We start from the raw sequence: 19,813 nt of genomic DNA on the forward strand, positions 1-19,813 counted from the left end.
GGCCAGGATCGCTGTGGACATGATGGTCGTGGCTGCGGGCCTCTGCCGGCTTTGCCTTGGCGGCCTGCAATGTCGGCCCGAAGCCCAGCCGCTTCACGCGCGCCTCGATGGCGTCCGCAGTCGTGGTTCCCTCCGCCAAGGCCAAGCTCAGCGTCTCCTTGGTCACCGAAATCTTGATGTCGGAGACGCCCGGCAGCTTTTCGAGCGCGGTCCGGATGGTCGAGGCGCAGCTGCCGCAATCCATGCCATCGACCTTCCAGGTGATGGATTTCGACTGCGATTCCAGTCCCTTGAGGGCTTCCGCGGGCAGCGTCATCAGAGATCTCCTTGACCAGTGATGACGAGCTTAATTGCTCTAGTCACTAGAGGTTCAAGGGGTATTTTGCAGGCTATGCGGGATTTTCTTCGCTCTGGGAAAGGCGGCGCGATCACAGGCCGGCTCAAGGTCAGCGATCGCACCGTCCCGGAGTTGGACCTCAGAGCGTTTTCGAGCGAAGTGGACGCCGGTTCGCGTGAAGAAAACGCGTCAAAACAAAAGGCTGGAGCAGTTTCCGATCCAATTGGATCGGAAACTGCTCTAGAACGCCAGTTGCACTTTCATCGCGCGCGAGCGGTCCGCCGCGAGTTCGAAGGCCTCGACCGCACGCTCGAACGGCAAGGTGGCGCTGACCAGCGGCTTCAGATCGACGAGGCCATTGCTCATCAGATCGACGGCGAGCTGGAATTCGGCATCGAAGCGGAAGGTGCCGTGCAGGCGCAGTTCCCTGGCGACGATGAGGTTCATCGGCAGGGTCATGTCGCCGCCGAGACCGACCTGCACGATGACGCCGCCAGGGCGCATGGCATCGAGCGCGCCGGCCAAGGCGCGGCCATTGCCCGAAGCTTCGAACAGGACGTCGAAGGTGCCTTTGTCGGCGGCATAGGCCCCGAGCGCTTCAGGCTGCGCCGCGATGTTGACGGCCTGCGTGGCTCCTAGAGCCCGGGCCGTCACTAGGGGCGCATCCGCGACATCGGTCGCGAGGATCTGGGCCGCCCCGCCCAGGCGCGCGACCACGACGCAGAGCGCGCCGATCGGCCCGCAGCCCGTCACCAGCACGCGCTTGCCAAGCAGCGATCCAGCCTGCTTGCCGGCATGCAGGCAGACGGCGAAAGGCTCGGCCATCGCGGCTTCGCCCATGCTGACAGTGTCGCCGACCGGCACCGCCTGATAGGCGTTGACGGTCAGGCTTTGCCGGAAACCGCCCTGGGCATGGGGGAAGCGCATCGCGCTGCCGATGAACTGCATGTTCAGGCATTCATGGCGCATGCCTTCATGGCAATAGCGGCAGGCATTGCAGGGCTGGCTCGGATTGACCGCGACGCGCATGCCGGGAACGAGGTGCGAGACGCCCTCGCCGATCTCCTCGATCACACCGGCGATCTCGTGCCCGAGCGCCATGGGCTGCTTGATCCGCACCGTGCCGAAGCCGCCATGCTGGTAGTAATGCAGATCCGACCCGCAAATGCCGCCCGCGGCAATGCGGATGCGGACCTGGCCGGCTTCAGGCGCAACGACCGCGATATCCTCGATCCTGAGATCGCGAGGAGCGTGAATGATGACGCCTTTCATCGGGATGGCCTCCTTCAAGCCGCCAAAGCGAGGCCGGCGCGCAGCCGCTCGCCCGTGCTGCGGGAGAACAGCACGGCCTCGGAGAGATCCGGCACGACCGAAACCGGGTCGCCGGGTTTGAGCTCGCTATAGCCTTGCGTGGTGATCATGATCTCGCCCGCCACCGCGCCTTCCTCGTCATGGACGGTCGCCGCATGGCTCAGCTTGACCGCGACGACCGATTCCGCGCCGACATGCTCGACGAGGCTGACCGTGCCGGCGAGCTGGCCCTGCCCGTCGGGCGCAGCCAGCGTCAGCGCGTTGGGCCGGATGCCGAGCAGGACCGGGTCACGCCCGGTGCTGCGACCGGCCGCCGCCAGCGCATGCGGCAAAGCCAGGGTCGCCTCGCCGAGCTTGATCATGCCGGCATCGATGCGGCCCTCGATCAGGTTCATCGGCGGGGTGCCGATGAAGCGCGCGACATAGGTATTGGCGGGCGAGGTGTAGATCTCGCGCGGCGTGCCGAATTGCTGGATCACGCCGTCGCGCATCAGGGCGATGCGCGTGCCCATGGTCATGGCCTCGACCTGATCATGCGTGACATAGACGAAGGTGCCGCCGACGCGCTGGTGCAGGCGCGTGATTTCCGCCCGCATCGCCGAGCGCAGCTTGGCGTCGAGATTGGAGAGCGGCTCGTCCATCAGGAAGACCTCGGGCTGGCGCACCATGGCGCGCCCCAGCGCGACGCGCTGGCGTTGCCCGCCCGAGAGCGTGCGCGGGTAGCGGTCGAGCATCTCGGTCAGGGAGAGCGTCCGCGCCGTCTTCTCGACGAGTTCGCTGACGGCCGGCGAGCGCTCGATGCGGCGCTTGGCAAGCCCGCCCAGGAGCGGGATGTGGAACCACCATTTGAACTGCCGCATGATCAGCGGGAAGGCGATGTTCCGTCGCACGCTCATATGCGGATAGAGCGCATAGGACTGGAAGACGAAGGCCATGTCGCGGGCGCTGGGCGGCAATTGGTCGACACGCCGACCGCCGACATGGATTTCACCGCTGGTTGCGGTCTCCAGGCCGGCCAGCATCCGCAGCAGCGTGGACTTGCCGCAGCCGGAGGGCCCGAGCAGTACAAGGAACTCGCCGTCCTCGACCTTCATGTCGATGTCGGAGATCGCGACCTTGTTGCCGAAATGCTTGGCGACGTGGTTGAGCGTGATCGAGGCCATTTATGTTTCTTTCTCAGCCCTTGACGCTGCCAGCAGTCATGCCGGCGACGACATAGCGCTGGACCATCAGGTAAAAGGCGACGGCCGGCAGCGTGTACATCACGCCGATGGCCATGACGGTGTGGATCGGGGTCGAAAGCTCGCCGACGAAGCTGGCGAGGCCGACCGAAGCGGTGCGCAGCTCCTGGCTCAGCACCAGCGTCTGCGCAAAGACGTACTCGTTCCAGCCGTGGAAGAACGCGATCACCGATGCCGCGGCAAGCGTCGGCGCCACCACCGGCAGGACGATGCCGAGCACGATGTCGATGCGCGAGCAGCCGTCGATGCGCGCCGCCTCCTCGATCTCGATCGGCACGCCGTCGATCGCGCCCTTCAGAATCCAGGTGATGACCGGGACCGTGAAGGCGGCATTGGCGAGGATCAGCCCGCCAAGCGTGTCGAGCAGCAGGAGCTTGGCGAAGATCGCGTAGAGCGGCACGACCAGCATCGCCTCCGGCAGCATCTGCGTGGCGAAGAGCACGAAGCCAAGCAGGCCCTTGCCGCGGAATTTGAAGCGCGACAGCGCATAGGCCGGCAGGATCGCCAGCAGGATCGACAGCACCATCGTGCCGACCGCGACGATGGCGCTGTTCCTCAGCCAGAGCAGCACGCTCGTCTTGGCGAAGGTCTCGGCGTAGTTGAACGCCTGGCTCGGGTCGGGGAGCGCCTGCGGCCGGTCGGCGAAGAGGTTCGCCGAGGAGGTCAGCGAGGTGACCACCATCCAGTAGATCGGGAACAGCGCGGCGCTGAGCAGCACCATGATCAGCGCCATGCGCACGGCGTGGGAGGCAGGCGATCTCATCAGCGGCGCCCCTGCGCGCGCTCGGTGCGCTGCGTGTACCAGAAGTAGACGAAGGTCACGACGAGGGCGATCGTGAGACCGATCATGCCGACCGCGGCGGCCTCACCGAGCTCGCGGGTGACGAAGCCGCGCGTATAGAGTTCGATGACGAGCGTCTTGGTCGCGCCGATCGGCCCGCCCTGCGTCATCACCCAGATTAGGTCGAAGCGGCGCAGCGACCAGATCGTGACGAAAAGCGCGAGCAGCGCGACGGTCGGCTGGATCGTCGGCCAGACGGCAACCTTGAAGACGCTGAGCCGGTCCGCCCCGTCCATCGTCGCCGCTTCCCGCACCTCCTCCGAGACGCCCTGCAGAGCCGCGAGCAGCACGACCGAGGCAAAGGGGAAGATCTGCCAGACCGTGGTGAACAGGATCGCCGGCATGGCGAGCTTGGGATTGTCGAGCCAGCTCTCATAGCCGATCTCGAAGTCCATCAGCTTCAGGACGTGGTTGAAGATGCCGTATTGGGCGTTGAGCATCCAGGCGAAGATAGTGGCGACGGCCACGGGCGGCGCCGCCCAGGGCACGGTGACGAGGGCTCGCGCCAGCCCGCGCCCGCGGAACGGCCGGTCGAGCAGCAGCGCCGCCCCGAGACCCAGCGCGATCGCGCAGACGACGCAGGCGACCGTATAGAGCGCCGTGATCCAGAGCACCGAGGCGAAATCGCTGGAGGTTGCGAGGTCGTGATAATTGCGCAGGCCGACATAGCGGGCATCCTGCGGCGCCAGCAGCGAGGTCTGGGTGAAGCTGAGCACGAATTCGCTCAGCAGCGGATAGCCCTGGAACACCGCCAGATAAAGCGCGACCGGCGCGATGAAGAGATAAGGCGTCCAGCGACTCTCCCGGTCTCGCGCCCCGCTTCGCGGGGAGCGGCCGGCCATCGCGGTGCCGAGCTTGGCGGCGTCGGTCATCGCTTCACTGCCGCTCGATGCGCTTCAGCGCCAGCGACTGCGCCTCGTCCAGCGTCTTCTGGACATCGGCGTTGCCGACCAGGATCTTCAGCACCTGCTCAACGACAACCTGCTGGATTTCAAGCGTCTTGGTCTCGAAGCCGAGCACGAGTTGCGGCAGCGCGTAGGGTGTTTGCGCGTCATAGACGCCGAGCCAGGGCGAACGCTCCAGATCCGCCTTCGGCCGCTCGACCGGGGTCGCGACGCTCGCGGCGCCGAGGATACCCTGCAGCTCGGACTGCGCGGCCTGCTGCAACATCCAGTTGATGAAGACGCCGCAGGCTTTCTTGTTCTTGGTGTTGGCGTTGACCGACAGTGCGGTCAGGATCAGGCCCTGCTGGCGGTTCGGGAAGGGCGAGGGCGCGGCCGCGAACTTCAGGTTCGGGTTCTGCGCGGCGAAGATGCCGGCGACACCGCCATTGTCGATGTTCATGGCGATCTTGCCTTCCCAGAACATGCGCCGATAGGTCGCCGCATCGGCGCCCTTCGGGATCACGCCGGCATCGTAGACCTGCTTGTAGGCGGTGATGGCCTCGACGACCTTGGGGCTGTTGACGGTGAGTTGCTTGCCGTCGGCCCAGTTGCCGCCGAAGCCGTAGACGTAGTTCGTCAGGTCCTGCCAGAAGCCGGAACGCTCGGGCATCGTCGCGCGGAAGGCATAGCCGAACTGGCCCTTGCCCGTCGCCTCCTTCGCCGCGGCGAGGAACTCAGGGAAGGTCTTCGGCGGCTCGCCGCCCTTCAGCAGCGCCGGATTGTAGATGAGCTGGTAGTTGGCCAGCTCGAACACGACGCCATAGCGCTTGCCCTCGACATTGAGGAATTTGTCCGGAGCCTGGAAGGTGTACTTGCTCGCATCGACGATGTCGTCGATCGGCAGGATCCGCTTAGCGGGGAGGGCCGCGAAAAAGTCGGTCTGGTCGAAGCGCACGAGGTCCGGCCCGCCGCCGCCGCCCATCTGCGTGAAGACGGTATTGGCGAGCTGGGAGAACGGGATCGCGACCGGCTGCACCTCGACCTTGTCCTGCGAGGCGTTGAACTTCTCGATCCAGGCCTTCAGCTTGTCGCCCCGGCCGGCTTCCGCAAAGGTCGCGGCCGCGAAGGTCACCGTCTCCTTGGCCTGCGCGAAGCTGCGCGTCACGTTCATGGCCGCGGCGCCCGATGCAGCCTGCAGCAATGTGCGTCTCGAAATCCCAGTCATGGCGTTCCTCCGATAGGCCCAAAGGGCGAAAGCGCCCGGTTTTCCAGGTCGCGATGGTTGAAGCAGCTCGCTCAGCCGCGGATTTTTGTCTCTCTCCACGTCAAGCGGCATTCCAAATGCCGCTGCCCGCTCGATCCATGAATTCCAGCCCGGACGACAGGCCGCATCTCCAGCCAGCGAAGGTGGGATGGAGCGCTCGCTCCACTCGGTGCCCCCGAATTCTCTCCGGGGCATGCCGTCTGACTTTCCTCCGCTTCGGAACTTCTTAAGCCTGGTTCCGTCGCGAGCGATGATAGACATATTGTGATATTTTACAATATGAGCCAGCCCACCGTCATCACGAAGAGCATGGCGGCGAAGCAATCCAGCGGGCTGTGTCCCACGTCACCTTGGATTGCGTCACTTCGTTCGCAATGACGGTCTGGGGCAATTTCCGATCCGGTTGGATCGTTCAATCGCTCCAGACCCTTGTCTTAACGCGCTTTCTTCACGCGAACCGGTGTCCACTTCGCTCGAAGACGCTTCAATGCGCGCCGGCGCTGACGAAGTTGCGCAGCTCCGGCGTCTGCGGATCCGCGAACAACGTCTTCGACGGTCCGCTTTCCCAGATCTTGCCCTGGTGCATGAACACCGTCGTGCTCGCCACGGTGCGGGCGAAATTCATTTCATGCGTTACCAACAGCATGGTCATGCCGCCCTTGGCGAGCTTCTCCATCACCAGCAGCACCTCGCCCGTCAGCTCCGGATCGAGCGCCGAGGTGACCTCGTCGAACAGCATCACCTTCGGACGCATCGCCAGCGAACGGGCGATGGCGACGCGCTGCTGCTGCCCACCCGAGAGATTGTCGGGATAGCTGTCGAACTTTTCGGAGAGGCCGACCTGCGCCAGCACGTCGCGCGCCAGCGTCATCGCCTCGGCCGTCGAGACACCCTGGGTGATGCGCGGCGAGAGCATGATGTTCTGCCCGACAGTCAGATGCGGGAAGAGGTTGTAGCTCTGGAAGACGATGCCGACATCCTTGCGCAATTCGCGCAGGCGCTTGGGGTCCTGGTCGACAGTGTGGCCAGCGACCTCGATGCGGCCGGCATGGAAGACCTCGAGCCCGTTGATGCAGCGCAGCAGCGTGCTCTTGCCCGAGCCGGAGCGGCCGATGATCGCAACGACCTGGCCTGTGTCGACGCTGAGCGAGACGCCTTTCAGGACCTCGAGCGCGCCGAACTTCTTGTAGACGTCGTCAATGACTACGGCTGGCATTCATCACCTTTTCGAGATGTCGGCTGAGCCTGGAAAGCGGGAAGCAGATGGCGAAGTAGATCGCTCCCACCAGGGTGAAGATCTGGAAGGCCTGATAGGTCGCATTGTTGACCAGCATGCCGGCCCGCATCAGGTCGACGAAGCCGACGACCTGGACGATCGAGGTGTTCTTCACGAGCTGGACGAGGAAGCCGACCGTCGGTGGCAGCGAGATGCGCGCGGCCTGGGGCAGGATGATGTAGCGGTATTGCTGGCCGCGCGTCAGCGCCAGCGAGGCCGAGGCCTCCCATTGCTGGCGCGGCACGGATTCGATCGAGCCACGCCAGATCTCGGCGAGATAGGCCGAGACGTAGATCGCCAGCGAGGCGGAGGCTGCAAGGAAGGGCGGCAACTCGATGCCGACTGCCGAGAGCCCGTAATAGCTCATGAACAGCACCATGAGCACGGGAATGGACTGGATCACCAGGATGTAGCCGGCGGCGAAGCGGCGCAGCAGCTTCACCCGCGACAGCCGCATGATGGCGAGAACGCCGCCGAAGATGCCGCCGATGACGAAGGCGATGGCGGTGAGCGCTATTGTCCAGCTCGCGGCGCGGAGGATGAAATAGGCCTCGGGCCAACCGAAGGTCTGCATCAGGCTGCCTCCCCATGCGCTTCGGTGACACGGGCGAGCCCGGAGACCTGGGGAAAGATCCTGCGGCCAAGCCAGTTCAGGAAGAGCTTCAGCGAGAGCGCCAGCACGAGGTAGATCACGGTGACGATGATGTAGGTCTCGAAGCTGCGGAACGTGTCCTGCTCGATGATCGCGGCCGTGCCCGAAAGCTCCTGCACCGAGACGAAGGAGCAGATGCTGGAGGCGAGCATCATCAGCACGAACTGGCTCGACAGCGCCGGCCAGACGCGGGCGAAGGCGGGCTGTAGCACGACATATTGGAAGACCTGGCGCCGGCTCATCGCCAGCGCCAGCCCGGCCTCGATCTGCGATTTGTGGATCGAGTCGACGCCGGCGCGGATGATCTCGGTCGCGTAGGCGGCGAGGTTGAGCGTCATCGCCAGCATGGAGGCTTCGAGGCCGTTCATGCGGATGCCGATCTGGGGCAGCCCGAAGAAGATCATGAAGAGCTGCACCAGGAAGGGTGTGTTGCGCATCAGCTCGACATAGGCGTCGACGATGTAGCCGGCCCAGCTATCCGCGAGGCTGCGTAGCGCGCTCATCAGCGTCGCCAGCACAAGGCCGAGCGCGATCGCGACGAAGGACAGCGCGATGGTGAGCATGACCCCGTTCAGGATCATGGGCCATTTGGAAATGACGTCTTGGAAGAGCAACCGCGCGCTCCTTCGGCAGCGATCACGCCGCAACCGGACAAAATCGTCCGATCGCGACAAGCGTGACCGTCAGGAAAAACAGAGCATGGCCTGTGCGAAAACCGGTTCCCGCTTTTCGCGCCATGTTCCCGAGATCGAGGATTGCCGGCACGCTATACGAGGCAGCGCGCCGGCATTCGGGTCAAGCGGATCAGAAGGTCGGGAGCGCCGGCAGCGGGCCGCCGACCCACTTCTCGGAAATCGTGTTCAGCTCGCCGTTCTGCTTGACGTAGTAGATGAAGTTGTTGAGCCACTGGCGCAGCTCATAGGCGTCCTTGCGCATGGTCATCGAGTTGGGCTGCATGCCGAAGACGAATTTGAGCTCGGTCTCGGTCTCGCCGCGCGCCTTCATGGCAGCGTTGGCCTGGGCGTCGGGACCGGCGATCGCCTCGACCTGGCCGGAGAACAGCGCCTGCATGGTGGTGGCGTCGTCCTCAAAGCGCAGGATGGTGAGGTTCAGCTCCTTCTCGCGGCTGGTGAATTCGCGCTCGACGCTGGAGCCGCGATTGACGCCGACCTTCTTGCCCTTGAGGTCGTCCCAGGTTTTGATGGCGACGTTCTTCTTGGCGTAGATGCCGGTCTGGAAGGCGCTGTAGGGGATGGAGAACATCACCGCCTTGGCGCGCTCGGGCGTCGGCGCCAGCGTGGCGACGAGGAAGTCGACCTTGTTGGCTTCCAGCGCCGGAATGCGGGCCGGCGGGGTGAGCTGCACCATCTCGACCTTGACGCCGAGATATTTGCCGATCAGCGCGATGACATCGGCATCGTAGCCGATCGCATTGCCCTGCGAGTCGACGGAGCCGTAGGGCGGGGCGCCGATCAGCACGCCGATCTTGACCGAGCCGCGCTTGATGATGTCGGTGATCGTCTGGGCCGAGGCCTGGCTTGCGGCAAGCATGCCGGCGCCGAGCGCGAGCAGCGTCCCGGCGACCTTGAGATGTTTCATCAGGTTCATTGGTTGCGTTTCCTTGGGCTTCGCGGATGGGTTTGCTTTTTGCCCCGGCTTCGTTCGGCCGGTTGCTTGATCGTCAGGTCGCGGAACGTCCTTCTCTCACGACATCCTTGCTCTCACGACATTCTCGAGCGAGTGGCCGGAGAAGCACCGCTTGATGTTGTCGGCCATGGTCTGCTGGCGGCGGCGGATGGTTCCGCTGGTCCAGCCGGACATGTGCGGCGTCATTAAAACGTTTGAAAGCTCGTGGAAAGGTTGTTTCGACGGCAAGATTTCGGCCTGATCCGGGCCGGGATACTGATACCATGTGTCGATGATCGCACCGCCGATCCGGCCAGCCTTGAGCGCCTCGAACAGCGCCGTCTCGTCGATGGTCGGGCCCCGCCCGACATTGACGACTACGGCGTCCGGCTTCATCGCCGCGAAGGCTGCGGCCCCGACGATACCCTTGGTCTCCTCAGTCAACGGCACCGAGACGATGATGGCGTCGGCCGAGCCCCAGAACGCATCGAGCCGGTCGAGCGTGAAGGCGCGATCGACGAGATCCGAGGTCGCCACGGCGCTGCGATTGGCGACATGGACGTTCATCTCGAAGGCCTTGGCGCGCCTTGCGATCGCCTTGCCGATATGACCGAAGCCGAGCAGGCCGATGGTCTTGCCCGCGATCTCACCATGAACGCGCTCGGGAGAGCCCGCCCAATAGGCCCAGTCGCCCCGGCGCAGACGCTGGTCGGCATCCGCGAGCGGAATGCTGCGGGCAAGCAATGCGCTCATCACATATTCGGCGATCGCCTGCTCATGGCCGAAGCAGTTGCAGACGCTCGCCGAGGCCGGGAGCAGGCCGAGATCGACCGCGTCATAGCCGGCGCCGGGCACATGGAAGAGCTTCAACCGCGACGGAACCGGCAGGCTGGCACCGAACTTCGTGCCGATGATGACATCGGCATCGGCATAAGCGCGCTCATCGGCGCCAACGCCGAGGACATCCGGCAGGATGCGGATATCGGCCTGCGGGCCGACGAGGTCGGCGAAACCGCTGCTGAAGGAGGCGGCGTTCTCGCCGTGGAAGATGATGCGCATGGGCGGGCAGGACTTTTCGTGTTTCAGGGACTTGTCGGGTTTCAGGGGCTTCTTGCGGTTCAGGCGCCGAGCAGGGGCTCGATGCTGCAATCCAGGAGAGAAGGGTCGATCCGGCTCTCCATCTCGTCGAACATGCCGTCGACGAAGGCGATCAGCGCATCCGAGGCCGCGACCGCGCGGTCGACATGCTTGGTGGCGACAGCGTTGAGCACGGCAAGATGATGGTCGATCGTGCCGTCGAGATTCGTCTTCTCGACCATGTAGCTGTGATGGATGAAGCCGATGCGGCGGAAGATGGTGTGGAGCGGCCGCAGCGTATGCTCCAGGAAGGGCTCGCCGGCGGCGGCCAGCACCATCTGATCGATGCGGCGGTCGAGCGTGTTGAACTCGGCAAGCGTCAAGCCATTGCGCTTCTCGCGCAGCAAACGCTCCATATGCAGCATCTGGTTGCGGTGCGAGGGTCCGGCGCGTTCGGCGGCGAGCCTGATGACGAAGCGCTCGATATCGCGGCGCAGATGTAAAAGCACGCGCTCGCGGGCAAGGTCGATCGGCGCGATCTGCAGGCCGTGACGCGGGCGGATGATGATCAGCGTGTCGGCGGCGAGACGGTTCACCGCGTGATGGACCGGCGTCCGGCCGAAACCAGTCATGTCCTGGAGATCCTGCATGGCGAGGAAGCGCCCGGGCGCGAGCTCGCACTTCACCAGCAATTCCTCGATGCGGTGATAGGCCAGTTCGAACAGATTGACGCGGTTGCGGCGCGGCGGAGCGCCGGCTTCTCCCACCTCGATCAGGGCCGGCCGACTCGCGCGCTTGGCCATACTCGCATCTCCTCCGCCGTGGAGCTCATTGGTGCGGCTCCATCTTGGCATCGACCATAAACATGTTGTGATATTTTACAAGCGCTCCTATGGTCGCCCTGCTTTGACCTGATGCCTCCACTTGGAGCTATGGTCGACACGACAATCAACCAAGGCGTTCCCCTGCGCAAGCCGGCGAAGAACGCCAGCCGCCATGGGAGGCAGGCCTTGAAGATCACCGCCATCGAAACGCTGCGGACCGAGGAGTTCGCCAATGTCCTGTGGGTGCGCGTGCATACCGACGCCGGCGTGATCGGGCTCGGTGAGACCTTCTACGGCGCCGGCGCGGTCGAATCCCACCTGCACGACACGCTCGCCATGCGGCTTCTGGGCAAGAACCCGCTGCATATCGAGGCGCTGCATCGCGAGATGTCGAACTTGCCGATGGCGCAGGCCTCGACCGGCGTCGAATCCCGCGCAACCTCGGCCGTCGACATCGCGCTCTGGGATGTCTTCGGCAAGGTCTGCGGCCAGCCGGTGCACCAGATGCTCGGCGGCCTCTGCCGCGACAAGCAGCGCATCTACAACACCTGCGCCGGCTACAACTATGTCCGCTCGCACAACATCAAGCCGGTCTCGACCTGGAATCTCGGCGAGACGGAAGGTCCTTATGAGGATCTCGACGGTTTCATGAACCGCGCCGACGCAGTCGCCGAGAGCCTGCTCGAAAGCGGCATCACGGCGATGAAGATCTGGCCGTTCGACCCGCCCGCGATCGAGAACCAGGGCCTCTACATCACGCCCGCGCAGATGAAGAAGGCGGTCGAGCCCTTCGAGAAGATCCGCAAGGCCGTCGGCGACAAGATCGAGATCATGGTCGAGTTCCACTCGCTCTGGAACCTGCCGACTGCGATCAAGATCGCCCGCGAGCTCGAGCAATACAGCCCGACCTGGTACGAGGATCCGATCCGGATGAACTCGCCGCAGGCGCTGGCCGAATACGCCCGCTCGACCACGGTGTCCGTCTGCGCCAGCGAGACCCTGGGTTCGCGCTTCCCCTATAAGGACATGCTCGACCGCGACGCCATGCACATCGTCATGGCCGATCTGTGCTGGACCGGCGGCCTGACCGAAGGCCGCAAGATCGCGGCGATGGCGGAAACCTATCACCGCCCCTTCGCGCCGCATGACTGCATCGGCCCAGTCGGCTTCATCGCCGCCATCCACGCCTCCTTCAGCCAGCCCAACACGCTGATCCAGGAATCGGTGCGCGCCTTCTATACCGGCTGGTACAACGAGCTCGTCACCACCATGCCGGTGATCAAGGACGGCTATGTCCTGCCGATGGAGGGCGTCGGCCTCGGCGTCGAACTCCTGCCCGCCGTCTTCGAGCGTTCGGACCTCACCGTCCGCCGCACCAGCCTGTAAGGATGGCCGCGATGAGCAATCCTCTCTTCGACCTCAGCGGCAAGACCGCTCTCGTCACCGGCTCGTCGCGCGGGCTCGGCCGCGCCATGGCGGAAGGACTGGCCGTCGCCGGCGCGCGCATCCTGATCAACGGCACGGACCCGGCGCGTGTCGCCGAGACCGTGGCGGAGTTTCGTGCGCTCGGCCATCAGGCCGAGCCTGCCCCCTTCAACGTCACCGACGAGGCCGAGATCCTGCGCGCTTTCGAGGCCTTCGACACGGCGGGCATCGCGGTCGACATCCTCGTCAACAATGCCGGCATCCAGTTCCGCAAGCCGATGGTCGAGCTCGCCACGGCCGACTGGCAGCGCGTGATCGACACCAACCTGACCTCGGCCTTCATGATCGGGCGCGAGGCTGCCAAGCGGATGATCGCGCGCGGCCACGGCAAGGTCATCAATATCGGCTCGCTGACCAGCGAACTCGCCCGCGCCACGGTCGCGCCCTACACGGTCGCCAAGGGCGGCATCAAGATGCTGACGCGGGCCATGGCGGCGGAATGGGCAGAGCACGGCATCCAGGCCAATGCGATCGGGCCCGGCTACATGATCACCGACATGAACCAAGCCTTGATCGACAATCCGAGCTTCGACGCCTGGGTCAAGGGCCGCACCCCGGCCAAGCGCTGGGGCAAGCCTGGGGAACTCGTCGGCACCGCCGTCTTCCTGGCCTCCGAAGCCTCGAACTACGTCAACGGCCAGATCATCTATGTCGATGGCGGGATGTCGTCGGTCCTCTAGAGGCTGTTAGGGCCTCTGGGCTCGAACCCCGGCCGTCATTGCGAGGAGCGTAGCGACGAAGCAATCCAGAGGGCTGCGCCCCACGTCTCCCTGGATTGCTTCACTTCGTTCGCAATGACGGGCTAGAGGACGCGACCGGCCGCCCTATGGCGCGCCGAGCATCATCTGTCCCAGAGCGCGGGCGGTCGCGCTCTGCTCCTCCGCCGAGAGAGCGCTGAGCAATCTGCGCTCCGTCTCGGCATGGTCGCGCATTGCCGGCTCGACCAGGCGGCGGCCCGCTTCGGTCAATTCGACGATGACGCCGCGCCCATCCGTCTCGTCGGCCATGCGGCGGATATGGCCGGCCTTCTCCAGCTTGCGCAGCAGGTTCGACAGGCCGCCCGAGGTCAGGATCAGCGAGTCGAGCAGGGCCTTGGGCGACATCCGGTAGGGTTCGCCCTCGACGCGCAAGGTCGCGAGCACGGCGAAGGCGGGATATTTCAGGCGGTGTTTCGCCAGCGTGCGGTTGACCGCCGTCAGGAAGACCTCGTGCAGATGCAGCAGGCGACCGACCACGGCCTTGCCCGAGCAGTCGATCTCGGGGAACTCGCGGCGCCAGCGCTGCATGCCCGCGCCGACGCGATCGCTCTCCCAGAGCGCAACCGGCTCTTCGGTCTCGATACGTCGCTGGGCGTCGTTGCGCATGCCGATCCTCCTGATCCCGCCTCCTGATCCTGCCCTTCCGACCATGATGCGCGCCGCGCCGCAAGGGCGATTGCAAGGGTTTGAGGCGTCCAAGGTATCTTTCATTTATCTTTCTTGAAAGATAAATTGAGCCATGCCATGCTCCCCTGGAATGGCGGGCGAAAGGCCCTGCCCTTCGCGCCGAGAAGCCGCGGAACAGCGGTTGGCGCCACGCAACAGACGGGGACCTGCAACCATGCGCCACAAGTTCTGCTTCGCGACCGCCACCGCCATCATCTGCGCCGGCTTCTCGCTCGCCGCCCGGGCCGAGGAACTCGTCGTCGGCTCCTTCGGCGGCTCCTTCGCCGACAACGTCAAAGCCTGCCATGTCGCCGCCTTCGAGAAGGCGACGGGGGCCACCGTCTCGCTCAAGCTCGGCAATTCATCGCAATTCGCCGCCGCGATCCGCGCCACCGCCGGCAAGCCCGACATGGACATCGTCTATATCGACAACTCGCTGGCCGCCCAGACCCAGGGCGAGAAGCTCAACGAGATCATCGACCGCAAGAAGCTCAAGAATGCCGGCGACGTCATCGCCTCGGCCTGGGGCAAGGACGACGCCTATGTCGTCGCCATGGTGGGCGCGACCGCGCTCGTCTACAATCCAAAGCTCGTCAAGACGCCGCCAACCTCCTGGCTCGACATCGCCGACCCGGCCTACACAGGCAAATACGCGATCGGCGACATCAGCGGCACCGCAGGCCTGCACTACCTGCTGGCACTGAACAAGCTCAAGGGCGGCACGCTGGAGAACATCGATCCCGGCATCGAGGCGATCAAGCCGATCGCGAAGGGCTCGGCCGTGCTCTACACCCAGGCCGACCAGTTGCTCTCGCTGTTCGAGCGCGAGGAGATCGCCATCGCGCCCTGGTATCCCGACCGCGCCGGCGTCGCCATCGACAAGGGCCTGTCGCTCGCCGTCGCCTATCCCAAGGAAGGCGCGGTCGGGATCCTGCCGGCAGTGATCATCCCCAAGGGCACGGCCAAATCGGAGCTGGCGCATAAATTCCTCGACCAGATCCTTTCGGCCGAGGGTCAGGGCTGCTTCTCGGAGCGAGCCTATATCGGCGCGGTCAACACGAAGGTGAAGCTCTCCGACAAGCTCCAGAAGATCGTCCCCAATGGCGAGAGCCTGGAGAAGGCCTGGTTCATCGACCCCGAGATCATCGCCAAGAACAGCGCGAACTGGACGCGCCGCTGGCAGCGCGAGGTGGCGCGCTGAGCTTGGCGCGGACAGAGGAGAGCAGCCGGTGAGCGCGCTGAGCTTCGAGCGGCTGGGCAAGTCCTATGGCGAGGCCGAGGTCGTCAGGGAGGTCTCGCTGACGATCGCGGAAGGCGAGTTCGTCTCGCTGCTGGGACCGTCCGGCTGCGGCAAGACGACGATCCTGCGCATGGTCGCAGGGCTCGTCGCACCAAGCCGCGGCCGCATCCTGATCGGTTCCGACGACGTCACGGCGCTGCCACCCAACAAGCGAGGTCTGGGGCTCGTCTTCCAGTCCTATGCGCTGTTTCCTCATCTCACCGTCTTCGAGAACGTCGCTTTCGGCCTGCGCCGCCGCAAGGTCTCCGGCGCGGAGCTCGACCGGCGCGTCAAGGAAGCGCTCACCCGCGTCAGGCTGGACGCCTATGGCGAGCGTTTTCCGCGCCAGCTCTCGGGCGGCCAGCAGCAGCGCGTCGCGATCGCACGCGCCATCGCGCCGCAGCCGCGCGTGCTGCTCTTCGACGAGCCGCTCTCCAATCTCGACGCGCAATTGCGCGACGAGATGCAGATCGAATTGAAGCGCCTGCAGCGCGGGCTCGGCATCACCACGCTCTTCGTCACCCACGACCAGGGCGAAGCGCTCTCCATGTCGGACCGCGTCTGCGTGATGGCCAAGGGCGTGATGCAGCAATTCGCGACGCCGGAAGACATCTATCACCGGCCCGCCACCGGCTTTGTCGCGAGCTTCATCGGCAGGCCGAACCGGCTCCAGGGTACAGTCGCAACGCGCAACGGCCAGGGCGGCAGCTTGCAGCTGGGCACCGGTCTCACCCTGCAGGCGGCCCATATCGACGCAGCCGTGGGCGCCAGGGTCGATGTGGTCATTCGCCAGGAGGCGATCCGGCTGCGAAGCGGTCAGCCCGAGCCCGATGCGCTGGCCGGCACGGTCGCCCTGCGCTCCTTCAGCGGCGCGCGCGTGCAATATGTCGTCAAGCTCACTGAGGGCGTCGAGCTGATCGCCGAGACCACGTCCAGCGGCCCGGATTCGGCGCTCGACCCCGGCACTCCGGTGTCGCTTGTGATCGATGCAGGCTCCGTCTTCGCGATGGCCTCAGAGGGAGCGGCCGCATGATCGCGCCCCGACACGGGCTGATGCTGCTGGCGCCGCTCGCGCTGGTGCTGGCGGGCTTCTTCCTGCTGCCCGTGCTGATGATGCTGCCGACGAGCTTCCGGGAATACGCGCCGGGAACGGGCATCGCGCCGGGCGTCTGGACGCTGGAGAACTACACCCGCATCGTCACCGATGATTACTATCGCGAGGTGATCTGGCGCACGCTGGGGCTCGGGCTCTTCGTCACGCTGGCTTGCCTGCTGCTCGGCTATCCCCTCGCCTTCCTGATTGCGCGCGGGCCGGAGCGCTGGCGCGTGCCGCTGATCCTGCTCGTGATCTTCCCGATGATGCTCAACCTCGTGGTGCGCTCCTTCGGCTGGATCGCGCTGCTGTCCAATCGCGGGCTCGTCAACAACCTGCTGATCCAGCTCGGGCTGATCGCCACGCCGTTGAAGCTGATGTTCAACCTGACCGGATTGATGATCGGGCTGACCCATATCTACCTGCCCTTCATGGTGCTGATGCTGGTCGCGGCGATCCGCAACGTGCCCCGCGATGTCGAGGCGGCGGCCGCGACGCTGGGCTCCAGCCGCCTGCACGTCTTCGCCGCGGTGACGCTGCCGCTCTCGGCGCCAGGCATTCTCGCCGGCTCGATCCTGGTCTTCGTGCTGACGATCAGCGCCTTGGTGACGCCGCGCATGCTGGGCGGGCCGACCTACAAGGTCATGGCGACGCTGATCTATGACGAATACATGCAGCTTCTCGACTGGCCGAGCGGCTCGGCGCTCTCCTTCGCGCTGACCGCGATGGCGATCGGCGTGATCTGGCTGTCGAGCCGGCTGACCAAGCGCTGGGCGGGCATGGCATGACGAGCGCCAGCGACAGCGACGACCGGCCGGGTTCGGCCGTGACCATGGCGGCCTTCGCCGTCATCGTCGTCCTGCAGATTCCGGTGATCGTGGTCGTGCTGGCCGCCTTCAGCACGACCTCCTATCTCACCATCCCGCCGCAAGGATTGACGCTCGCCTGGTTCGGCAAGGTGCTGAGCGACCCGAGCTATCTCTCGGCGATCCGGATGAGCCTGATCCTGGCTTGCGGCTCCACGGTGATCTCGCTCGTGCTCGGGGTCGCGGCCGCCTATGCGCTGTTCCGCAAGGCGCTGCCGGGATCGGAGGCGATCACCTCCGTGCTGATGGCTCCGCTCGTCCTGCCGGCAGTCGTGATCGGCGTCGCGCTGCTGCAATATTACAGCCTGACCGGGCTGCGCGGCAGCCTGTTCGGCCTGCTGATGGCCCATGTCGTCATCACCGTGCCCTATATCGTGCGCTCGGCACTGGCGAGCCTTTCAGGGCTCGACCTCGCCGTCGAGGAGGCCGCGCGCGTGCTCGGCGCGAACGGCTTCGAGGCCTTCCGGCTCGTGACCTTGCCGCTGATCCTGCCCGGCCTCGTGGCCGGCGCGCTCTTCGCCTTCATCACCTCGCTCGACAATGTCCCGGTGACGATCTTCCTGATCAGCGCCAACCAGACGACGCTGCCGGTGCTGATCTTCTCCTCGGTCGAGATGGGGATCGACCCGAGCGTCGCCGCCGTCTCGACGCTGCTCATCGCCGCCACCGGCATCATCCTGCTCATCGCCGAGCGCCGCTTCGGCTTCCATCGCTTCGTCTGAACACGAGTTGAAAAGACCATGCCTCTCACCAGCAAGGGTTTCCCGCTCTTCCTGACCTTCGATCTCGATGCCGAGACGATGTGGACCGGGCGCGATCCGGCCTATGCCAACCGCCCGATCCTGATGTCGCAGGGCGCCTATGGCTGGAAGGTCGGCACCGGCCGCGTGCTCGACCTGCTCGACCGCTACGGCGTCAAGGCGACCTTCTTCGTGCCCGGGCTGATCATCGACCAGCGCGAGGGGCTGATCGAGGAAATCCTGAAGCGCGGCCATGAGCTCGCCCATCACAGCTACAGCCACAAATGGATTTTGAGCCTCACGCCCGACGAGGAGCGCGAGGAGATGGAGAAGGCCTTCCAGTCGATCCTGCGCGTCAGCGGCAAGCCTCCGCGCGGCTGGCGCTCGCCGGCGGCCGAGATCAGCCCGATCACCATGCCGATGCTGGTCGAATACGGCTTCGACTACTCCTCCAACTTCTTCGACGACGACTCGCCCTATCTGCACGAGGTCGAGGGCCGGGAGACCAAGATCGTCGAACTGCCCTTCCGCTGGGTGCTCGATGACGCGCCCTTCTTCCAGTATTCAATCGTGCTGCCCGGCCGCACCATGCAGGCCCCGTCCGCGCTGCTCGAAGCCTGGAAGAGCGAGTTCGACGTGCTCTATGCCGAGGACCGGATGATGATGATCGGCATGCATCCCGAAATGATCGGCCAGCCATCGCGCATCAAGGTGCTGGAGGGGCTGATCGAGCATGCCCTGAAGCATAAGGATGTCTGGATCGGGCGCTGCGACGAGATGGTCGACGATATGCGGCCTGGTCTGGAGACAGCGCGGGCGGAGGCCAGGCGATGAGCGGCGCGCTCGCCGGCCGGCGCATCCTGATCACCGGCGCCGCCAAGGGCATCGGGCTTGCAACGACCGAGCGCTTCATCGGGGAAGGCGCGCGCATCGCGGCACTTGACCGGGACGAGGTTGCGCTGGCGGCTTTGGCCGAGCGTTTCGACCGCAGCCAGCTCCATCCGGCCAAGGCCAATGTCGGCGACCCGGCTGCCGTGGCGGCTGCCGTGGCCGAGAGCACTGCTGCTCTCGGCGGGCTCGACGGCATCGTCAATGCCGCCGGCATCGATCTCGTCGCCGCTATCGAGACAATGGCGCTCGCCGACTGGAGCCGCGTGCTCGCCGTCAACCTGACCGGGCCGATGCTGGTGATGCAGGCGGCTTACCCGCATCTCAAGGCGGCCGGTGGCGGCACCATCGTCAATGTTTCGTCGGGCGCCGGCCTCGCGCCGCTGAAGCACCGCACCGCCTATTGCGCCTCGAAAGCCGGTTTGCAGATGGCGTCCAAGGCGCTCGCCATGGAGGCGGCGGAATTCGGCATCCGCGTCAACACGATCTGCCCGGGCGCCGTCGAGACGGAACTCTTTCGCTCCGGCATCGATGCATCGCCCGATCCGCAGGCAGCCTATGAGGCCGTGCGCGCCCGATACGCGCTCCAGCGCGTCGCCGCGCCCGACGAGATCGCCGCCGCGATCCTGTGGCTGACCTCAGCTGAATCCTCCTACGTCACCGGCACGGCGATCGCCGTCGATGGCGGTCGCACCTTTCATTGAG

The 19,813-nt window shown here is 65.3% G+C and carries 20 protein-coding genes and 1 pseudogene; 8 read left to right on the top strand and 13 right to left on the bottom strand.

Features of this window, described 5'->3' with window-relative positions; genetic code table 11:
• Positions 1-139: 139 nt before the first annotated feature.
• The 12 genes and pseudogenes from ACSQ3P_RS12950 to ACSQ3P_RS13005 all read right to left on the bottom strand — a co-directional run.
• Positions 140-316 (bottom strand): annotated as a pseudogene (locus tag ACSQ3P_RS12950) (heavy-metal-associated domain-containing protein); the annotation flags it as partial.
• A 261-nt stretch (positions 317-577) separates the two neighbouring features.
• Positions 578-1,609: an L-idonate 5-dehydrogenase gene (locus tag ACSQ3P_RS12955; RefSeq protein WP_436165944.1), complete on the bottom strand. Its 1,032-nt coding sequence runs from the start codon at positions 1,607-1,609 to the stop codon at positions 578-580.
• A gap of 14 nt (positions 1,610-1,623) precedes the next feature.
• A complete protein-coding gene (locus ACSQ3P_RS12960) occupies positions 1,624-2,811 on the bottom strand; it encodes an ABC transporter ATP-binding protein (protein ID WP_436165945.1) in 1,188 nt (395 codons plus the stop codon).
• Positions 2,812-2,824: 13 nt separating this feature from the next.
• Complete coding sequence (locus ACSQ3P_RS12965; RefSeq protein WP_436165946.1) at positions 2,825-3,652, bottom strand: carbohydrate ABC transporter permease; 828 nt, start codon at positions 3,650-3,652, stop codon at positions 2,825-2,827.
• Entirely contained in the window at positions 3,652-4,602 is a 951-nt protein-coding gene (locus tag ACSQ3P_RS12970) for a carbohydrate ABC transporter permease (RefSeq protein WP_436165947.1), read from the bottom strand. The genes ACSQ3P_RS12965 and ACSQ3P_RS12970 overlap by 1 nt, the downstream gene beginning before the upstream one ends.
• Before the next feature lie 4 nt (positions 4,603-4,606).
• Positions 4,607-5,839: an ABC transporter substrate-binding protein gene (locus ACSQ3P_RS12975; protein WP_436165948.1), complete on the bottom strand. Its 1,233-nt coding sequence runs from the start codon at positions 5,837-5,839 to the stop codon at positions 4,607-4,609.
• Between the two features lie 523 nt (positions 5,840-6,362).
• Positions 6,363-7,094 carry an amino acid ABC transporter ATP-binding protein gene (locus ACSQ3P_RS12980; protein ID WP_436165949.1) on the bottom strand — a complete coding sequence of 244 codons (732 nt, stop codon included), beginning with the start codon at positions 7,092-7,094 and terminating at the stop codon, positions 6,363-6,365.
• Entirely contained in the window at positions 7,075-7,728 is a 654-nt protein-coding gene (locus ACSQ3P_RS12985; protein WP_092174762.1) for an amino acid ABC transporter permease, read from the bottom strand. The genes ACSQ3P_RS12980 and ACSQ3P_RS12985 overlap by 20 nt, the downstream gene beginning before the upstream one ends.
• A complete protein-coding gene (locus ACSQ3P_RS12990; RefSeq protein WP_436166253.1) occupies positions 7,728-8,387 on the bottom strand; it encodes an amino acid ABC transporter permease in 660 nt (219 codons plus the stop codon). Before ACSQ3P_RS12990 ends, ACSQ3P_RS12985 begins: the two co-directional genes overlap by 1 nt.
• Positions 8,388-8,610: 223 nt before the next feature.
• Positions 8,611-9,414: a transporter substrate-binding domain-containing protein gene (locus ACSQ3P_RS12995; RefSeq protein WP_436165950.1), complete on the bottom strand. Its 804-nt coding sequence runs from the start codon at positions 9,412-9,414 to the stop codon at positions 8,611-8,613.
• Between the two features lie 96 nt (positions 9,415-9,510).
• Positions 9,511-10,491: a 2-hydroxyacid dehydrogenase gene (locus tag ACSQ3P_RS13000; protein WP_436165951.1), complete on the bottom strand. Its 981-nt coding sequence runs from the start codon at positions 10,489-10,491 to the stop codon at positions 9,511-9,513.
• A gap of 59 nt (positions 10,492-10,550) precedes the next feature.
• Complete coding sequence (locus ACSQ3P_RS13005) at positions 10,551-11,312, bottom strand: GntR family transcriptional regulator (RefSeq protein ID WP_436165952.1); 762 nt, start codon at positions 11,310-11,312, stop codon at positions 10,551-10,553.
• A 207-nt stretch (positions 11,313-11,519) separates the two neighbouring features.
• Between ACSQ3P_RS13005 and ACSQ3P_RS13010 the strand changes: the two genes are divergently transcribed.
• Positions 11,520-12,719 carry a mandelate racemase/muconate lactonizing enzyme family protein gene (locus tag ACSQ3P_RS13010; RefSeq protein ID WP_436165953.1) on the top strand — a complete coding sequence of 400 codons (1,200 nt, stop codon included), beginning with the start codon at positions 11,520-11,522 and terminating at the stop codon, positions 12,717-12,719.
• An 11-nt stretch (positions 12,720-12,730) separates the two neighbouring features.
• Positions 12,731-13,498, top strand: coding sequence for an SDR family oxidoreductase (locus ACSQ3P_RS13015; protein ID WP_436165954.1), 768 nt, complete (start codon positions 12,731-12,733; stop codon positions 13,496-13,498).
• 144 nt (positions 13,499-13,642) lie between these two features.
• Here the strand turns inward: ACSQ3P_RS13015 and ACSQ3P_RS13020 are convergent, their stop codons facing one another.
• The gene (locus tag ACSQ3P_RS13020; protein WP_436165955.1) at positions 13,643-14,182 is read right to left on the bottom strand and encodes a MarR family winged helix-turn-helix transcriptional regulator; all 540 of its coding nucleotides are present in this window, start codon (positions 14,180-14,182) and stop codon (positions 13,643-13,645) included.
• Positions 14,183-14,417: 235 nt separating this feature from the next.
• On the opposite strand from ACSQ3P_RS13020, the gene ACSQ3P_RS13025 reads away from it, so the two are divergent.
• From ACSQ3P_RS13025 to ACSQ3P_RS13050, 6 genes are read left to right on the top strand one after another with little or no spacing between them, the layout of a single operon-like run.
• Positions 14,418-15,443, top strand: coding sequence for an ABC transporter substrate-binding protein (locus ACSQ3P_RS13025; RefSeq protein ID WP_436165956.1), 1,026 nt, complete (start codon positions 14,418-14,420; stop codon positions 15,441-15,443).
• Between the two features lie 28 nt (positions 15,444-15,471).
• Entirely contained in the window at positions 15,472-16,554 is a 1,083-nt protein-coding gene (locus tag ACSQ3P_RS13030) for an ABC transporter ATP-binding protein (RefSeq protein ID WP_436165957.1), read from the top strand.
• A complete protein-coding gene (locus tag ACSQ3P_RS13035; RefSeq protein WP_310158803.1) occupies positions 16,551-17,402 on the top strand; it encodes an ABC transporter permease in 852 nt (283 codons plus the stop codon). The genes ACSQ3P_RS13030 and ACSQ3P_RS13035 overlap by 4 nt, the downstream gene beginning before the upstream one ends.
• Complete coding sequence (locus ACSQ3P_RS13040; RefSeq protein WP_436165958.1) at positions 17,399-18,202, top strand: ABC transporter permease; 804 nt, start codon at positions 17,399-17,401, stop codon at positions 18,200-18,202. Before ACSQ3P_RS13035 ends, ACSQ3P_RS13040 begins: the two co-directional genes overlap by 4 nt.
• 18 nt (positions 18,203-18,220) lie before the next feature.
• Entirely contained in the window at positions 18,221-19,054 is an 834-nt protein-coding gene (locus ACSQ3P_RS13045; RefSeq protein ID WP_436165959.1) for a polysaccharide deacetylase family protein, read from the top strand.
• Entirely contained in the window at positions 19,051-19,812 is a 762-nt protein-coding gene (locus ACSQ3P_RS13050) for an SDR family NAD(P)-dependent oxidoreductase (RefSeq protein ID WP_436165960.1), read from the top strand. Before ACSQ3P_RS13045 ends, ACSQ3P_RS13050 begins: the two co-directional genes overlap by 4 nt.
• Position 19,813: the final 1 nt, after the last annotated feature.

The organism is Allobosea sp. LjRoot9, assembly GCF_964252745.1.
Lineage (GTDB): Bacteria > Pseudomonadota > Alphaproteobacteria > Rhizobiales > Beijerinckiaceae > Allobosea.

What these genes read in the sequence shown, in the direction of transcription:
- ACSQ3P_RS12955 (WP_436165944.1), bottom strand. Translation starts at nt 1,609, where the DNA reads ATGAAAGGCGTCATCATTCACGCTCCTCGCGATCTCAGGATCGAGGAT.
- ACSQ3P_RS12960 (WP_436165945.1), bottom strand. Translation starts at nt 2,811, where the DNA reads ATGGCCTCGATCACGCTCAACCACGTCGCCAAGCATTTCGGCAACAAG.
- ACSQ3P_RS12965 (WP_436165946.1), bottom strand. Translation starts at nt 3,652, where the DNA reads ATGAGATCGCCTGCCTCCCACGCCGTGCGCATGGCGCTGATCATGGTG.
- ACSQ3P_RS12970 (WP_436165947.1), bottom strand. Translation starts at nt 4,602, where the DNA reads ATGACCGACGCCGCCAAGCTCGGCACCGCGATGGCCGGCCGCTCCCCG.
- ACSQ3P_RS12975 (WP_436165948.1), bottom strand. Translation starts at nt 5,839, where the DNA reads ATGACTGGGATTTCGAGACGCACATTGCTGCAGGCTGCATCGGGCGCC.
- ACSQ3P_RS12980 (WP_436165949.1), bottom strand. Translation starts at nt 7,094, where the DNA reads ATGCCAGCCGTAGTCATTGACGACGTCTACAAGAAGTTCGGCGCGCTC.
- ACSQ3P_RS12985 (WP_092174762.1), bottom strand. Translation starts at nt 7,728, where the DNA reads ATGCAGACCTTCGGTTGGCCCGAGGCCTATTTCATCCTCCGCGCCGCG.
- ACSQ3P_RS12990 (WP_436166253.1), bottom strand. Translation starts at nt 8,387, where the DNA reads ATGATCCTGAACGGGGTCATGCTCACCATCGCGCTGTCCTTCGTCGCG.
- ACSQ3P_RS12995 (WP_436165950.1), bottom strand. Translation starts at nt 9,414, where the DNA reads ATGAACCTGATGAAACATCTCAAGGTCGCCGGGACGCTGCTCGCGCTC.
- ACSQ3P_RS13000 (WP_436165951.1), bottom strand. Translation starts at nt 10,491, where the DNA reads ATGCGCATCATCTTCCACGGCGAGAACGCCGCCTCCTTCAGCAGCGGT.
- ACSQ3P_RS13005 (WP_436165952.1), bottom strand. Translation starts at nt 11,312, where the DNA reads ATGGCCAAGCGCGCGAGTCGGCCGGCCCTGATCGAGGTGGGAGAAGCC.
- ACSQ3P_RS13015 (WP_436165954.1), top strand. Translation starts at nt 12,731, where the DNA reads ATGAGCAATCCTCTCTTCGACCTCAGCGGCAAGACCGCTCTCGTCACC.
- ACSQ3P_RS13020 (WP_436165955.1), bottom strand. Translation starts at nt 14,182, where the DNA reads ATGCGCAACGACGCCCAGCGACGTATCGAGACCGAAGAGCCGGTTGCG.
- ACSQ3P_RS13025 (WP_436165956.1), top strand. Translation starts at nt 14,418, where the DNA reads ATGCGCCACAAGTTCTGCTTCGCGACCGCCACCGCCATCATCTGCGCC.
- ACSQ3P_RS13035 (WP_310158803.1), top strand. Translation starts at nt 16,551, where the DNA reads ATGATCGCGCCCCGACACGGGCTGATGCTGCTGGCGCCGCTCGCGCTG.
- ACSQ3P_RS13040 (WP_436165958.1), top strand. Translation starts at nt 17,399, where the DNA reads ATGACGAGCGCCAGCGACAGCGACGACCGGCCGGGTTCGGCCGTGACC.
- ACSQ3P_RS13045 (WP_436165959.1), top strand. Translation starts at nt 18,221, where the DNA reads ATGCCTCTCACCAGCAAGGGTTTCCCGCTCTTCCTGACCTTCGATCTC.
- ACSQ3P_RS13050 (WP_436165960.1), top strand. Translation starts at nt 19,051, where the DNA reads ATGAGCGGCGCGCTCGCCGGCCGGCGCATCCTGATCACCGGCGCCGCC.